The sequence below is a fragment of the Phytohabitans rumicis genome (assembly GCF_011764445.1).
In the GTDB taxonomy this organism is placed as follows: Bacteria; Actinomycetota; Actinomycetes; order Mycobacteriales; family Micromonosporaceae; genus Phytohabitans; species Phytohabitans rumicis.
The window spans coordinates 6,584,607-6,599,603 of record NZ_BLPG01000001.1 but is presented as its reverse complement, the minus strand read 5'-3'; the positions used below and the strand labels follow the sequence as shown (position 1 = coordinate 6,599,603).

The window sequence follows — 14,997 nt, the reverse complement described above, 5'->3', positions numbered from 1 at the left end:
GCCGGGACGCCCCGCAAGGTAGCGAAGTGGACGCGGCAACTGTGGTTTCTCATGACGGGTCCGCCCAACGGTCGTTCGGCACCAACGGATACCACCCGGGCCGGGCCGGGTCCCGGTCGTACGGATAGCCACCCAGCTCGCGGTAGAGCTCGGCGTACTGGGCCACCCGCTCAGGGTCGAGCCGCACGCCGAGCCCGGGCCCGTCCGGCACCGTGATGGCGCCGGCCACATAGGGCATCTTGCCACCGGCGATGACGTCGTCGCGGAGATGGTGGTAGTGCGCGTCGGCGGCGTGCGTGAGGTTGGGCAGCACGGCGCCGAGGTGCAGCATGGTGGCGAGCTGGATGCCGAGCTCGCCGGACGAGTGCACGGCGACGCCGAGCTGGAACGTCTCGCACACGGCCGCCGCCTTCACACACGGCCGGATGCCGCCCCAGAACGTCGTGTCGAGCAGGATCACGTCGACGGCGGGATCGCGTACGTTCGTGGCCAGCTGCTCGAAGTTGACGACCACCGTGTTGGTGGCCAGCGGGATGCCGAGGTCGCGCAGCTGGCGCATGCCGTTCAGGCCCCACGTCGGGTCCTCGAAGTAATCGTTGGGCAGGTCCCGGATCGCCTCACCGAAGCGGCGGGCCTCGGCCACCGACAGCGAGCCGTTCGGGTCGTGGCGCAGCCGGTCGCCCGGGAACGCCTTCGCCAGGGCCCGGTAGCACTCCAGCTCGTACTCGGGCGGGAAGACACCGCCCTTGAGCTTGTGGACGGTGAAGCCGTGCTCGTCCCGCAGCGCGCGGGCGTGCGCGACGAGCTGCTCGGGGGTGCGCACCTCCCCGAAGCCCGCGTCGGTGGCCAACCGGAAGAACAGGTACGACGCGAACGGCACGCGGTCGCGCAGCTTGCCGCCGAGCAGGTCGTACACGGGCACATCGAGGTGCTGGCCGATCAGGTCGAGGCAGGCGAACTCGATGGCCGCGAGCAGCTGCGTGCGGTTGTTGTAGAGACTCGCGGTCGGGTTGGCGATGGCGAACCGCAGCGCCTCCAGCGCGAACGGGTCGTGGCCGACCAGATACTCCCGCAGGCCCCGGACCGCCGCCTCGGCACTCTCGCCCCCACCGCCCAACTCGCCGAGGCCGACCAGCCCGTTGTCGGCCTCGACCTCGACGATGGTGCGGACGAAGCGACCCCAGTGCGCGCCGTTGGAGTGGCGCAGCGGCGCTTCGAGCGGGACGGTGACGGTCGTGGCCCGGATGTCGACGATCTTCATGAAACGGACACCGCCACAAAGCCACCGGCCGGCACGGTTACCTCGATGGCGCCATCCGATATGGACAGTGGCACCAGGGAGCGCTCCAAGCTGGTGCCGAGGAAGGCATGCCGGACCCCCGGCACCCGCAGCGTGGTCGACAGGGGATCAGGAGCCGCCGAGGCCAGATACACCACCAGGTGGTGACCGCGCCGCGACGGACCGATCGCGGCGACGCGTACCAGCGGATGGTCCACAGAGGCAAAACGGTCCGACGGCGGCGCCGGCTCGCCGGAGCCGGTGAGGGGCACGGCCACGAACGGGTCGGTGAGCCCGGCGGCGACCCCGAGCCCGAGCGCGCGGGGTTCCGCACCGGGCTCGGAACCGATCGCGTACCGGAAGGTGGTCTCGCCCTGCTGCTGCGCCGGGAAGTTGGTGTCCCAGATGTTGTTCATCGCCCAGGAGTAGACGGTGCCCGGCTCGGCCGGCTCGGGCGAGAGCGTGGGCGGGAACGGCGCGTACGGCAGGTAGATGTCGCCGAACATCACCAGCGGCGCGTGCAGCGTGGCCCACGCCGCCGTCACCTCCCCGTCCTCGAACGCGACCCAGTGCCGGATCGGGGTCATGTGGCTGGCCGCGCCGGGCACCGTCGGCGCGTCGCCGCCGCCTACCCCACCGGTCAGTTCCCACGCGACCGGCGCCGGCATCGCGAACGGGAACGCGAAGAAGACGCTCTCCTTGGCGGGCGCGCCGTCCTTGTAGAGCCGGTTGGTGACGTCGACCCGCGGCACGCCCGCGGTGAGCGTGACGGTGGTGCGCAGCCACTGCACGCCGTCGCCGTCCAGCTCGACCTCCAGCGTCTCCCCCACCGCCGTACGCGTCGCGCGCACGATGCCGGCGCGCCGCCCGATCGACCGTCCGGCGAGCAGCGCCAGATCCCCGTGCGGGGCCTCGATGTGGCCAGAGAGGTGGTTGACGTGCGGCGCGGTCGAGTAGCGCTCGTGCACGTACTGGTTCATGCCCGCGTACGCGGTGCCGTTGACCAGGTCGCGCCCGGCCCGCTTGTCGAAGATGGACGTGAGCCTGCCGTCGCGCGGATCCACGCTCACCCGGTAGTACTCGTTCTCGATCTGCCAGCCGTCGAGGTCCGCCACGGGAGCGGGTCCGGAGCCGGCGACCACGTCCACCCGAGCCTGCCCGACCGCGGGCACGTCCGCGACGACGAACCACAGCCGCCGCCCGGCCGGCCGGGTCGGCCACTCCTCCGGGCGTACGGCCTCCTCGTGGTGCGGGAGCGTGGCCCCGGAGCGGGCATCCACGATGGACACCGGTGCGTCGAGCGGGGCCACGCTCGCCGGCAGGAAGACCTCCGCGAGGTCGGTACGGTCCGTCGGACCCAGGTTGGCGATCAGGTACGACGTGAGCGCGCCCGCCGCCGGAGCCAGGCGCGCGCCGAGCCGGTGGGCGCCGGCGTGCCGCAGATCCTCCGCGTCGTCGGCGCCGGAGTACGCCATCTCGCACTTGCGGGCCCACTGCATGCCGCCGGAGTCGAAGCCGTCCTCGTGGTCGTGCCACGGGTTGGCGGCGCCCCAGGTGTGCTCGTCGAAGAGGCCGAGCTTGTCGTAGACGGCGTCCACCTCGGCGGTCGCATCCGTGCCAGCGAGGGTGTGGAGCGTCTCCGCGTGCCGTACGGCGTGCTGGGCCCGCCGGGCGTAGCCGAGCGGGCGGGCACCGGAGCCGAGCCCGTCGGCCCACCAGTCGGTCCAGTCTCCACTGTGCTCGGCGAGGCGCTCCCCCAGCCGCCGCTCGGCATCCACGAAGAACTCGGTGTTCGTCGACATGCGCAGGCGTGGGTATGCGTACGTGGCGTTCCACTCCCGTACCACCGACGGCGGCACGATCGACGGCCCGGCGTTGTCCGCGTTGCCGCCCTGCACCCGCAGGTGCAGTACGTCGTGCGGGTACGGCGGCTTCGTCAGCGCGACGCCGTCGAGCCCGCTCCAGCCGAACGCCTCCCGCCCGTACGGGACCGCCCGGTTGGCCAGCGACCACAGGTAGCCCGGCAGCAGGGCCGCGGCGGCCGGGAAGCTCTCCGCCAGCCCGACGACGTTGCCCTCCATGTACGCCATCCCGTGTGGCGTGTCGGTGAACCAGACCAGCAGCCGGTTGCCGGCCGGCGACCGCCACCAGAACGGGCGCCCGAGGTCCTGACCGCCGGTGAGGAACGGCACCGAGCGGCCGGCCCAGTTGTGCGCGGCGGACAGGTAGCGCACCCCGGCCGCGGCCAGCGCGTCGACGAACCCGACGACCGCGCCCGGTACGTCGGTGTGCATCGCCGACGTGATCGGGATGTCGTGCCGCTCCCGCAGGTCGTCGGTGAAGCGCAGCATCCGGTGCAGTTCCTCCACCGAGCACGCCTCGGTGTGCAGCTGGAACGGCATCGCGGTCACCTCGATGCGGCCCTCCCGCGCCAGCGACACGAACCGGTCGACCGCCGCCGCGTCCCGCGAGTCCAGCCAGCGCCGCACCGGCAGCGCCGACTCGACCGTCCACCGGAAGCGGGCGTCGTCCGCCCAGTCGTCGGTCGCGGCCGCCAGGTCCAGCGCGGAGTCCAGGTACTCCAGGTGGTTGCGCAGCACCACGCCCTGCCGGTCGGTGTAGCCGATGTCCAGGTGCGAGTGGTGTACGACGTGGACCGTCCACTTGCGCTGCGGGTGGACGACGAGCGGCGCCTCACCAATCCCGGAAACCGACACGGTGACGGTGCGCGGTGCGTCCACTTCGGGTAGCCACAGGTCCTCGCCCGCGCTCGCCCGGTCGATGACCGTCTCGCCGTCCAGCAGGGCGATCGCGGCCCCGTCCGGCGCGCCGGTCACCCGGACCGCCTGCCGCAAGGGATCCCCGCGAAACAGGGGCAGGGCAGCCGCGTGGACGTCGCCGGCGATGGCCGTCATGCCCGCCGCACGGAGCGTGCCGCGCATGTCGTCGTAGCCCGGCGAACCCAGACTCGCCCGCAGCAACCGACTGGTCAATCCAACTCCCTAATACTGGCCGAGGGTCAAGCCCCGGGCGAAGATGCGCTGGGCGGCCAGGAACACGACCACCGTGGGCAGCGACATGAGCAGTCCGGCGGCGAGCACGACCGGCACGGTGCTACCGGAGTAGGCGCTGGACAGCGACGACAACGCGGTCATGACCGGCCGCACGGTGTCGGTCTGCGAGAGCGTCAGCCCGAAGAGCAGGTCGTTCCAGACGAACGCGAACTCCAGGATCAGCACCGCGCTCAGGGCCGGCACGGCCAACGGCAGGTACACCCGCCAGAAGATGCGCCACACCGACGCACCGTCCACCCGGGCCGCCTCGTAGATGGAGTACGCGACGCCGGTGAAGAAGCTGCGCATCACGAGCGCGGCCAGCGGCACGCAGATCGCGGTGTAGAGCAGCACCAGCCCAAAGCGCCGGTCGTACAGGTCGGCGCTGCTGTAGCCGAGGAACAGCGGGATCAGCAGCATCTGGGTGGGAAACATGGTGCCGCCGAAGAGCAGCATGAACCACCAGAAGCCGGCGCGCAGCCGCAGCACCACGATGGCGTATCCGGCCATCGCGCCGATCACGACCGCAGCGGCCGGCGAGACGACGCTGTAGAGCAGCGTGCTGGCCAGGCTCGGCCCGAGCCCGGCGGCGTCCCAGGCCAACCGCACGTTGTCGATGAACCCGAAGTCGCTGTCCGGGATCCAGATCCGGGACGTGTCGTACTCCGTGCTGGGGCGGAACGCGTTGACCAGCAACAGATAGATCGGGATCAGCCACAGTAGACCGAGGGCGCCCAGCACCAGACGGCGGATCATTCCAGCGCCTCCCTGCTCGTGACCTGCCGGCGCATGTAGGCCAGCGTGATCGCCCCGGTGGTGAGCGTGAGCACGAGCGCGACCGCGGAGCCGTAGCCGTATTCGCCGGCCACGAACGCGTCGCGGTACATGGTGACCGCGAGCGTCTCGGAGTTGCGGCCGGGTCCGCCCTGCGTCGTCACCCAGACGATGTCGAACGTCTTGAGGCCCGTCACCAGCGCCAGCCCGACCACGACGGTGGTGAGCGGGGCGAGCAGCGGCCAGGTGACGTGCCGGAAGAGCCGCCAGCCGCTGGCGCCGTCCAACCGCGCCGCCTCCAACGGCTCCTTCGGGATGGACTGGAGGCCGACGAGGAAGAACAGCGCGTTGACGCCGGTCTGCTGCCAGGTCCACGCGACGATCATCGAGATCGTGTTCCACGGCTGTTCCTGCAGGAACGACGTGCCGGCGCCGGGCAGGTGCAGGGCCGACAGGATGTCGTTGGCGGCGCCTCCACTCTGGAGGATGAAGCCCCAGATCACGCCGAGGCCGGCGCCGGACAGCGCGTACGGCAGCATGAACGGCAGCCGCAGCCAGGTGCCGCCCTTGATGCCGAAGCTGAGCACCGCGACGAGCAGGCCCAGGCCGACCGGGAAGACGGTCGTGCCGACCACCCACATCAGCGTGTTGCGCACCGATGTGGACAGGGCCGGGTCGTCGAAGAACCGGACGAAGTTGTCCACGCCGACCCACTGCGGCGAGGTGAGGCCGTCGTACTCGGTGAAGCTGAGCACCACCGTGTAGAGGAACGGCGCGTAGAGCAGCACCACGACGAGGATCGCGCCCGGGGAGACGAACCCCGTCGCGCCCCACCGGGCACCGCGATCGCCGCGCCGCCCCCGCCCCCCAGCGGCCGGAGCCGCCGGAGGACGGGTACGCGTCGCCGTGGCGACCGGCATCAGCGACCCTTCCAGTACTCGTCGGCCGCCTTCTGGATGTTCTGCAGCTGCTTCAGGTAGCTGCCCGGGTCCACCATGAACGCCCCGAACGCGTCCAGCGCGGCGGTGAGCACCGGCGCCGGCGCGGCCTCGAAGTACCGGTTCGCCAGGGTGTATTCGCCGCCGCCGGCCGCCTTGGCGATCGTCGCCAGGCCCGGGTCGGGGATGGTCACCTTGGGGTTGGCCGACACGTCGCCGCGGCTGTTGGCCCACTTCTCCTGGGCCGGCTGCTGCACCCACCACTTCATGTAGTTCATGCTGGCCTTGTCGTCCGGCGCCTTGGCGAGCGAGCACAGTGGACCGCTCTCGAACGCCACCGTGTTTTTCGTCTTGGCCGGGTCGACGTTCGGGATGACGAACATGCCGTAGTCCGAGCCCGGTTTGAGGCCCTGCTGGGTCATGCTCGTGTTGAACCAGGTGCCGAAGATGCCCATCGCGGTCTTGCCGGTCTTCAGCTGGACGGCCGGGTCCTCCTTGCTGCCCGCGTCGGAGAAGTAGCCGTCGTCGATCATCTTCTTCCAGCGCTCCATGACGGCCACGACGCCCGGGTCGGTGTACTTGGCCTCACCGGTGGCGAGCTTGTTGTACAGGTCCGGATCCGTGCCGATGAGCAGCTGCTGGAACCAGACGAAGCTAAAGAGGACGGACGTGTGGTAGAAGGGCTTGATGCCCTTGGCCTTCAGCTTGTCCGCCGCGGACATCAGGTCGGCCCAGGTGGTCGGGGGCTGGATGCCGTTCTGGTCGAGGACCTTCTTGTTGTAGAACATCACCCAGTACGAGATGTTCAGCGGCACGCAGTACTGCTTCCCGCTGTACGTGTACGTCGCTTCCAGTTCCTTGGACAGGTCGCCGGCCGCGACCGCCTCCTTCCAGAGGTCGGTCGTCTCCGCCACCTGGCCGGCCTCGACGATCTCCTCCAGCCGCCCGCCGGTCGACCACGTGAAGAGGTCCGGCTTGTTGTTGGTCCGGAACGACGCCTTGATGAACGCCGAGTACGTCGGCTCGTCCGTGTAGCCGACCGGCGACATGCTCACGCCGATCTGCTCCTTGCTCAGCTTGCCCAGTTCCTCGAAGAACGGGCTCCAGGCGCCCTTGTCGTTGTAGAGCTTCAGCTCCGTCTTGGTGCCACTGCTGCCGCTGTCGTCGCCGGAGTCGCCGCCGCATGCGGTCAGCGCCAGCGAAGCGGCAGCGACCAGAGCGGTGAGTACGCGTGCCCGCACGAACATCACCCTTCTTTGATTTCCTCGTTGGTAGACAGGCGGCGTGCGACCACGTCCGCCACGTCCTCTAGGTGTCGCCGCATGAGCCGGCGGGCCCGCTCTTCGGACCCGGCTTCGATGGCGGCGAGGACGGCCCGGTGCTCCTCGTGGTCTCGGGACCGGTCGTCGAAAATCTGCAGGATCTCTCGCTGCTCACCGGCGTGGACCGACAGTAGCGAGTCGAGCACTTCGTGCAGGATGCGGTGGCCGCTGGCGGTCGCGACGGCGCGGTGGAAGGCCATGTTGGCCTCGTGCAGCCGCGCGTCGTCCCCGTTCAGGTGCTGCTCCGCCGCATCAAGGGAGCGCCGCAGCGCCGCCGTGCTGGCCGGGCTGCGGTGCCGTGCCGCCAGGCCGGCCAGGTACGGCTCGACCAGCAGCCGGGCGTCGAGCAGCTCGACGAGCTGGTCGGCGTCCAGGGTGGGCAGGTTGGGGTTGGCGATGACAACGCGGTCAAGCGCGGCATTCACATACATGCCGGAGCCGTGCCGGATGTCGATCGCACCCGTGGCCTGCAACTGGCGCAGCGCCTCGCGGATGGTCGGGGTCGCGACGGCGAACCGCTGGGCCAGCACCCTTGCGGCCGGCAACCGGGCGCCGGGCGCCAGCCCTTCGCTGCGGATCATCTCGACGACGCGGCTGATCAGCGCGTCGGACAGGCTCCGTCGCAGCAGCTCGTCGTCGGTGACCGTCACGTCCGCCCCTCCCGAGGTATGTTTCTGCTCGGTTAAAAGTGAGCAAGAGATTAGATGACTTGTTCACCTGGTGTCTAGCCCTCGCGGCGGGCGAGACGCACAATGAGCTGTGTCCGCCACTCCACAGCCCGTCGTGCGGCGGGGCCTGCTCGACGAGGTGACCGACCGGATCCTGGCCCACATCCGCGACCAGGGCCTGCGCCCCGGTGACCGGCTGCCGTCCAACCGGGCCCTCTCCGAACGCTTCCTGGTCGCCACGCCCACGCTGCGCGAGGCACTGCGCCGCCTCGAAGCCACCGGCGCGGTCGAGATGCGCCACGGGTCCGGCGTCTACGTCCGCGCCGACTTGTCCCGGCTAATCATGATCAACCCCAACCGGCTGCGGCTGGACGGCGCCGCGCTCCTCGACCTCCTGGAGGCCCGCGAGCTGATCGAGCCACACCTGGCCGAGGCGGCCGCCCGCAACGCCTCCGACGCCCAACTCGACGAGCTGGCCGCCAACCTCGACCGGGCCGGCCGCGCCCTCGACGAGGACGCCGCCCTGCACACCGCCAACATGAACTTCCACCGGACGCTCGGCCGGCTCGCCGGCAACCGCGCCCTCGCCCAGGTGCTCGACTCGCTGATCGACCTCCACGACCAGGAGCAGCGGCACATCCTCACCCTGTACGCCGACCGCGACCACGACCACCACGTACACCTGGCGATCCTCGCGGCCGTCCGCGGGCGCATGCCGGTGAAGGCGCGCCGGCTCATGACCGAGCACCTGCGCGACGTACGGGACGTGGTCATCCGTGCGCTGGAGGCGTAGCGGTGGGGTGGACCGACCGCCTCAACGCGACCCCCGGCCGCATCCGCCTCGGGCCGGTCGACGTCGACGTCTACCACTGGGCCGAGATGGCGGACACCGTCGTCAACCCGCCGCACCGGCACACGTACTTCGAGCTGTGCTGGGTCGAGGACGGCGCCGGTGAGTTCATCGTGGACGGTCGCACACACCCGATCGGGCCGGGCTCGCTGCTGTTCGCGCGGCCGGGCGTACCCCATCAGATCATCAGCCGGCACGAGCCCGGCATCCGGCTCGCGTGGGTGGCGTTCCACCTGCGCCTGACCGGGGACGACGGCGACCTCGGCGCGCTCTTCGACGCCTTCTCGACGTCCGCGCGGCCGCTGGCGCACGACGCGCAGGCGCGGGTCGCCGCGCTCTGGACCGCGTTGCGGGCCACCGGCGCCGGTCCGGCGCTGCCGGGCCAAGACGCGGCCGCGACGTCCGTCGCCCAGGCACTGCTCGTCGCGCTCGCCCAGGCCGGCGCCGACGCGCTGCGGCCTCAGACCGCCGTCGCACCGGACGCGGGGGCAGCAGTGGTACGCCAAGCGACGCGCTATGTGCAGGACAATCTCGACCGTCCACTGTCGGTGGAGGAGCTGGCCCGGCACGTCCACCTCTCGCCACGGCAACTCACCCGGCTCTTCACCCTCCATGTCGGACAGTCGCCGGCCGGGTACGTGGAGCGGACCCGGCTCGACCACGCGGCCGCCCTGTTGGTCCGCACCGACCTACCCATCAAGCAGATCGCCGACGCGGTCGGGTACGGCGACGTGCCCGGCTTCACCCGCGCCTTCTCCCGCCGGCTGGGCACACCACCTGGCCGCTTCCGGCACGCGGCGACCCTACAACCGGTCTTGTCCGTGTCTTGAATCGCCAAGCCGGTGACCGGCCCGCACAATGACCATTCGCGGGGGCGGGTCACAGACTTTCTCCCATGAGCCCACTTACCGCAGATCAGATCGACCAGTTCGCCGCCGACGGATACGTCCTCCATCGCCAACCCGTGCTGCCCGCCGAGGCGTTCGGGCGGCTGAAGGGGATCTTCGAGGAGCACCTGGCCGGCGCCTCCCGGGGCGACAGCGGCGAACTGGACATGCCGCACCAGCGCGATCCGCGCCTGCTCGACTTCCTCCTCGCGGACGAGGTGCTCGACCTCGTCGAGCCGGTCATCGGCCCGGACATCGGGCTGTTCGCGAGCGCGTTCCTGTCCAAGGAGCCGTACAGCGGCCGGGCCACGCCCTGGCACGAGGACTCCTACTTCTGGCAGGACCGCTTCGACCGGATGGACCGCATCGCCACGGTGTGGCTCGCCCTCGACCCGGTGGACCGGGAGAACGGCTGCATGCGCGTCCTGCCCGGCACGCACCTGGACGCCGGCGCCGAGTACGAGTTCGCCGACCTCGACACCCACTCGTTCGACCGGGTGGTCAAGGGCGAGGTGGACGACTCGCGGGCGGTCGACTTCGAACTGGACGCCAACCAGTGCTCGCTGCACGACGCCCGCATCATCCACGGCGCCGATGCCAACCGCAGCGCGCGCCGGCGGGCCGGCTACACGATCCGCTACTTCTCCCAGGAGTTGCGCTTCGACCCGGCCCACCCGAAGAACGCCGGCCACCAGCTGTGGCTCGCGAGGGGCCGCAACGTCGCCGGCAACCCGGTGCAGAACTGATAGGAAGGGCCCCTTGCTATGCATAAAGCGATAACAAGGGGCCCTTCCTTGCAACTCAGCCGAGGAGGTGAGCCAAGGAGCGCGCGACCAGGTCGTCGCGGGCTGCTGGGGCTAGGCCCTCGATGCCGAATCCGGTGTAGACGGTGTCCCGGGTGAGGACGATGCCGCCCTCGTCGAACGCCGTCTGGGTACGGGTCCAGTCGTTGCTGTTCGGGTCGGAGCCCGGTGCCGGCCCGGCAACCGTCCAGCCGCCGAGGTCCGCCTCGAACGACGTGTCGGCCACCGGCGAGCCGTTCGCCGTCACCCGTACATCGTCGATGAAGACACCCAGACCCTGGGTGGCCCAGTCGGAGGCGTACGAGATGGACAGCTCGACCTGCTTACCCGCGTACGCGGACAGGTCGACGGCCCACTCCACCCAGCCGCCCGACGCGCCGGTCGCGGCGTTCCAGGAGCCGGTGGTGCCGGTCGGTGAGCAGTCCGCGGCCTGGTAGTGCGCCAGGTGCGGGTGCAGCTGCGGGACCCAGCCCGACAGGCAGCTCTCGCCCGTCTCGGTGCCGGTGTGCCCGTTGGCGTCCGGCAGCGTGGTCCAGTTGTCCGTGCCCACCTCGTGCGCCTCGACGAAGAGGAAGTCCCACTCCGCCTCGGTGTCGTACGAGGTCCAGAAGCGCAGCTCGCTGCTTGACGCGCCGGTCAGGTCGACCGTGCGCATCAGCCGCTTGTACGACTGGTCCGACTGGCCACTGTAGACGTACCAGGAGCCGGTCAGCGGGTCGAACGGGGCCGCGCCCGGCCGCTGCCAGTCACCGGCGATCTCGCTGCGGAACTGCGGGAACTGCGCCGGCGGCAGGAAGCTGGACGTCGGCAGGAACGACGCCGTGTGGTTCTGGTTGTTGGCCGAGCCCGCCGCGTTGAGCGTGCCCGTCCAGCCGGTCAGCTCGCCCGTGCCCGCGATCGGGTAGTGCGAGCCGTCCGGCCCCGTGCCGCCACCGCTGACGTACGTGTGCGCGCCGAGGTAGTACTGCTGGAAGTCGTTCACCAGCGGCAGGCACACCAGGTCATTGGGGTTGGTGCACTCGGGCGGTGCGTACGGGTTGTAGAAGTACGCACCGTTGGCGGCCTGGGCGAAGAGCGCGTTCTGCCCGGTCGCCAGCAGCTTGCCACCCTCGTTGAGGTAGTCGCGGACGGCCAGTTCGGTGTCCAGCGCCGCCTTCGCCGTGGTGCCCGGCACCTGGCCCGGCGACCGCATGATGACGTCGTCGCCGGTCTCCCAGACCACCGCCTTGTAGTGCGAGAGCACACCGAGCGGGTGCGGTGCCTTGCGGCCCTGCGTGTCGAAGTCGTACACGTCGCTGGTGTAGCCGGCCGCGGTGATGGCCGCGACCGTCTCGTCGGCGTACTTGGCGGAGGTGAAGCCGGCTTGCACCGGGCTCAGCCCGGTCACGTCCTCGGCCGCGAGCACCAGCACCTTGCCGCCGATGTCGCTGGCGACCGTGTACGTGAAGTGCGTGCTGGCCACCGTGGCCTTCTTGCCCTTCTTGCCGCTGAACCACACTTCGACCTTGTCAGCCGGCTTCGCCCCGGTGACCTTGCCGCGGACCTCGGCGTAGTAGTCGTCGTGCGTGTCGCCGTACCGCTCGCCGCCGCGCCACTCGTTGACGCCGACCGTCTTGGTGTAGCCGCCGTTGATCCGGTAGTGCATCCGCACGTCCTTCAGCGCCCGGCGGACGACCGTGGCGACCGGCTGGTTGCGGCCGAACGAGGTGTCGAAGGAGTCGACCACGAAGTCGGGCGTGCTGAGACCGACCACCGAGACCGGGTCGTCCGGGTCGAGCGCGGACTTGCCGACCGCCAGCGCGAACGGGATGTTCTTGGCGACCTCGGCCGCGATCAGGTCCTCGTCGTCCGGAAAGATGAACGTGCTGACGCAGTCTTCCGGCACCCACTCGTCGTCGGGCACCGACGCCGAGACGGTCTGGCAGGTCGACATCTCCGGGGTGAAGCCCAGCGTGCCGTACTTGACCGTGGCGTGCGTGTCGGTGTCGCCGTTGGTGATGTAGAGCTCGGCCGAGATGTCCGGGTCGTAGCCGGGCACCGCCGGGTTGGCGTCGTCGCCGGCCATCACCTTGTAGATCTCGTCATCCGGGGTCGGCGTGCTCTGCTGCCAGCCGACGCCGTACAGCAGCAACTCGGCCGCGGAGTGGTAGTTGATGAGGAACTCGAAGCCGATCCGGCGGAAGAACCGGTCGAACGCCTGCGTCTCCGGCTCGGAGTTGGGCCCGGTGCCGCGGAACGTGTCGCTCGCGAGGTCGGTCGACGAACCCTCGTTGTCGTAGCCCCACTTGACCGCGTAGTTGCGGTTGGGGTCGACGCCGTCGAGCGTGGTGATCTTGCCATCACCGTCGTTGTCGCGCAGGTTCTTGCGCCAGAGCCGGTTGTCTTCGCTCGTGAACGTGTAGTCGTACCCGTCCGGGTTGGACACCGGGACGAACCACAGCTCGGTCGTGTTGACCAGCTTGGTGATCTCCGGGTCCTTGCCGTAGCCGTCGAGCACATGGTGGAACAGCCGGCGAGTCATCTCGGGCGTGATCCACTCGCGGGCGTGCTGGGCACTCATATACAGCGTCGAGGGGCGCTTTCCGTCCTCGATCCACTTCGCGTCCTTGGTGACCTTGACCGCGATGATCGGCTTGCCGTTCAGCGACTTGCCGATCGTGGTGAGCTTGGCGATCTTCGGGAACTTGGCCGTCGTGGCGACGAACTCTTCCTTGAGGCCACCCGGCCCGCTGTACGGCCGGAATACCCCGTCGCCCTGCGCGGCCTGCGCCCGCAGCGCCTGCGACGCGGCCATGCCGTCCACCTTCTTGGGCGAAAGCTTCACGCCCTTGGTCGCCAGCTTGGCCGCCTGGCGCCCGCTAAGCACGGCCTCCACCGCCGAATTACCGGACTTGTCGGTGGAAATAGCCGTGTCCTCCATGTCGACACCGGCCGCCCGAAGCTCGCCCAGCTGCGGTGGCGTCAGGGTGCCGACGTATACCTCCAGCTTGTCCGGCGCGCCGGGTTTCGACGGCGCCTGCGCGCTCGCCGGTATGGCCGGTAATAACGCACCGGCCAGAGTGAGCACGCAGGCGGTCGCCAACCGTGCTGTCCTCATTGCGCCTCCTCTATGTTGAAAGACGTCCACGCGTGAGCCTCCTGTTACGCGCCGTAGGTGTCAATCACCCCTTCGGTCGCGGCGCGGTCTAAAATCACGGTCGATGAGCCGGTGGACCTGCCCCCTTTGCGACCGCGAGTTCGACCGGACGCACCAGTCACACGTGTGTGTGCCCGGAATGACCGTTGACGAATGCTTCGCGCCCTGGCCACCCGTCTACCGTGATATATACGGCGCGCTGGCTGATTTTATGTCCACATTGGGCGCTGTACACGCCGACACGGTAAAGGTCGGTGTTTTCCTCAAGCGCCAACGCAAGCTCGCCGAGATCCGGCCCAAGGCGCGCTGCCTGTCGCTCGACGTGGTCCTGCCGCGGCGCGTGGACGACCCGCGGATCGCCCGCACGATCCCCGTCTCGGGTGACCGGTTCGCCCACCTCGTAAAGCTGACCAAGGTCGAAGACGTCGACGACCAGGTCCGCGCGTGGCTCGCCGAGGCTTACACCGCCGCCGGCTGAATGGCGGTTTTCCAGAAGTCGTACTCCACCGCGTCCCGGGTAATGGGGGTCGCCCTTGACGCCGCCGCGGACGCCGGCACGTCCGCGGACGGCGTAATCAATGACGCCGACGCGGGGGTCCCCGCGGCGGTAACCGCGAGGACGCCCGCTATCCCAACGACCATGTGGCTGACGAAGCCCTCATGGCCGGCGTGCTCCTTTTGGGGACGACCTCACGCAGTCTGCGCTAGCAAAACGCCCAGGTCACTAGCCTGACGCTGCGCAAAGGTGCCATGTCACTAAGGCGCCAAGCCTTGATCGAAGCGGGTAGCGAGCAGATACTTGACTCCTCAAGCGTCTCATAGAAGGGGATAAATATGGACATCCTCGTACTGATCGGACGCATCCTGTTCTCCGCCCTCTTCATCGCATCCGCGCTCGGCCACCTCACCCAGACCAGAGCCATGGCCGGATACGCCGCGGCCAAGGGCGTCCCGCAGGCATACGCGGCGACGTTGGGCAGCGGCGTGCTCATCCTGGTGGGTGGGCTGAGCGTGCTCCTCGGCATCTGGGCCGACCTGGGCGCGCTCCTGCTCGTCATCTTCCTCGTGTCGACGGCGGTGCTCATGCACGCGTTCTGGAAGGAGACCGACCCGCAAGCGCGCCAACTGGACATGATCCAGTTCCAGAAGGACATCGGCCTGGCCGGCGCGGCCCTCATGCTCTTCGCGCTCATCTCGTTCGCCGGCGACGCGCTCGGCCTCACCATCACCGGCCCCCTCTTCAACATCAGCTGACCGTGATCAGGGCGTCCTTCAAGTCGTGCGAGC

12 protein-coding genes are annotated in these 14,997 nt (G+C 69.6%); 5 read left to right on the top strand and 7 right to left on the bottom strand.

Features of this window, described 5'->3' with window-relative positions:
• Positions 1-49 precede the first annotated feature (49 nt).
• From Prum_RS30080 to Prum_RS30055, 6 genes are read right to left on the bottom strand one after another with little or no spacing between them, the layout of a single operon-like run.
• Complete coding sequence (locus Prum_RS30080; protein WP_173079541.1) at positions 50-1,261, bottom strand: enolase C-terminal domain-like protein; 1,212 nt, start codon at positions 1,259-1,261, stop codon at positions 50-52.
• The gene (locus Prum_RS30075; protein WP_173079540.1) at positions 1,258-4,272 is read right to left on the bottom strand and encodes a glycoside hydrolase family 38 N-terminal domain-containing protein; all 3,015 of its coding nucleotides are present in this window, start codon (positions 4,270-4,272) and stop codon (positions 1,258-1,260) included. The genes Prum_RS30080 and Prum_RS30075 overlap by 4 nt, the downstream gene beginning before the upstream one ends.
• Positions 4,273-4,281: 9 nt before the next feature.
• Positions 4,282-5,088 (bottom strand): carbohydrate ABC transporter permease, encoded by an 807-nt coding sequence (locus Prum_RS30070; protein ID WP_173079539.1) that lies wholly within the window; start codon positions 5,086-5,088, stop codon positions 4,282-4,284.
• Positions 5,085-6,026 (bottom strand): carbohydrate ABC transporter permease, encoded by a 942-nt coding sequence (locus Prum_RS30065; RefSeq protein WP_173079538.1) that lies wholly within the window; start codon positions 6,024-6,026, stop codon positions 5,085-5,087. Before Prum_RS30065 ends, Prum_RS30070 begins: the two co-directional genes overlap by 4 nt.
• Positions 6,026-7,285: an ABC transporter substrate-binding protein gene (locus Prum_RS30060; RefSeq protein ID WP_246278182.1), complete on the bottom strand. Its 1,260-nt coding sequence runs from the start codon at positions 7,283-7,285 to the stop codon at positions 6,026-6,028. The genes Prum_RS30065 and Prum_RS30060 overlap by 1 nt, the downstream gene beginning before the upstream one ends.
• 5 nt (positions 7,286-7,290) lie before the next feature.
• A complete protein-coding gene (locus Prum_RS30055; RefSeq protein WP_218577393.1) occupies positions 7,291-8,016 on the bottom strand; it encodes a FadR/GntR family transcriptional regulator in 726 nt (241 codons plus the stop codon).
• A gap of 109 nt (positions 8,017-8,125) precedes the next feature.
• Between Prum_RS30055 and Prum_RS30050 the strand changes: the two genes are divergently transcribed.
• The 3 genes from Prum_RS30050 (at position 8,126) to Prum_RS30040 (ending at position 10,517) form a co-directional block, all read left to right on the top strand.
• Positions 8,126-8,827, top strand: coding sequence for a FadR/GntR family transcriptional regulator (locus Prum_RS30050; protein WP_218577392.1), 702 nt, complete (start codon positions 8,126-8,128; stop codon positions 8,825-8,827).
• Between the two features lie 2 nt (positions 8,828-8,829).
• Entirely contained in the window at positions 8,830-9,714 is an 885-nt protein-coding gene (locus tag Prum_RS30045) for an AraC family transcriptional regulator (RefSeq protein WP_173079536.1), read from the top strand.
• A 65-nt stretch (positions 9,715-9,779) separates the two neighbouring features.
• Positions 9,780-10,517, top strand: a complete 738-nt coding sequence (locus Prum_RS30040; protein ID WP_173079535.1) for a phytanoyl-CoA dioxygenase family protein — start codon at positions 9,780-9,782, stop codon at positions 10,515-10,517.
• Positions 10,518-10,572: 55 nt separating this feature from the next.
• On the opposite strand, the gene Prum_RS30035 is transcribed toward Prum_RS30040, so the two are convergent.
• Entirely contained in the window at positions 10,573-13,671 is a 3,099-nt protein-coding gene (locus Prum_RS30035; RefSeq protein WP_173079534.1) for a M14 family metallopeptidase, read from the bottom strand.
• Positions 13,672-13,849: 178 nt separating this feature from the next.
• Here Prum_RS30035 and Prum_RS30030 point away from each other — a divergent pair, with 178 nt between their 5' ends.
• Together Prum_RS30030 and Prum_RS30025 are read left to right on the top strand one after the other, a co-directional pair.
• Positions 13,850-14,188 (top strand): DUF5655 domain-containing protein, encoded by a 339-nt coding sequence (locus Prum_RS30030; protein ID WP_246278181.1) that lies wholly within the window; start codon positions 13,850-13,852, stop codon positions 14,186-14,188.
• Between the two features lie 356 nt (positions 14,189-14,544).
• Complete coding sequence (locus Prum_RS30025) at positions 14,545-14,964, top strand: DoxX family protein (RefSeq protein WP_173079532.1); 420 nt, start codon at positions 14,545-14,547, stop codon at positions 14,962-14,964.
• Positions 14,965-14,997 lie beyond the last annotated feature (33 nt).

Bases quoted from the DNA above. Each gene is read 5' to 3' on its own strand.
- Prum_RS30080 (WP_173079541.1), bottom strand. From the start codon at position 1,261: ATGAAGATCGTCGACATCCGGGCCACGACCGTCACCGTCCCGCTCGAA.
- Prum_RS30070 (WP_173079539.1), bottom strand. From the start codon at position 5,088: ATGATCCGCCGTCTGGTGCTGGGCGCCCTCGGTCTACTGTGGCTGATC.
- Prum_RS30065 (WP_173079538.1), bottom strand. From the start codon at position 6,026: ATGCCGGTCGCCACGGCGACGCGTACCCGTCCTCCGGCGGCTCCGGCC.
- Prum_RS30040 (WP_173079535.1), top strand. From the start codon at position 9,780: ATGAGCCCACTTACCGCAGATCAGATCGACCAGTTCGCCGCCGACGGA.
- Prum_RS30035 (WP_173079534.1), bottom strand. From the start codon at position 13,671: ATGAGGACAGCACGGTTGGCGACCGCCTGCGTGCTCACTCTGGCCGGT.
- Prum_RS30030 (WP_246278181.1), top strand. From the start codon at position 13,850: ATGACCGTTGACGAATGCTTCGCGCCCTGGCCACCCGTCTACCGTGAT.
- Prum_RS30025 (WP_173079532.1), top strand. From the start codon at position 14,545: ATGGACATCCTCGTACTGATCGGACGCATCCTGTTCTCCGCCCTCTTC.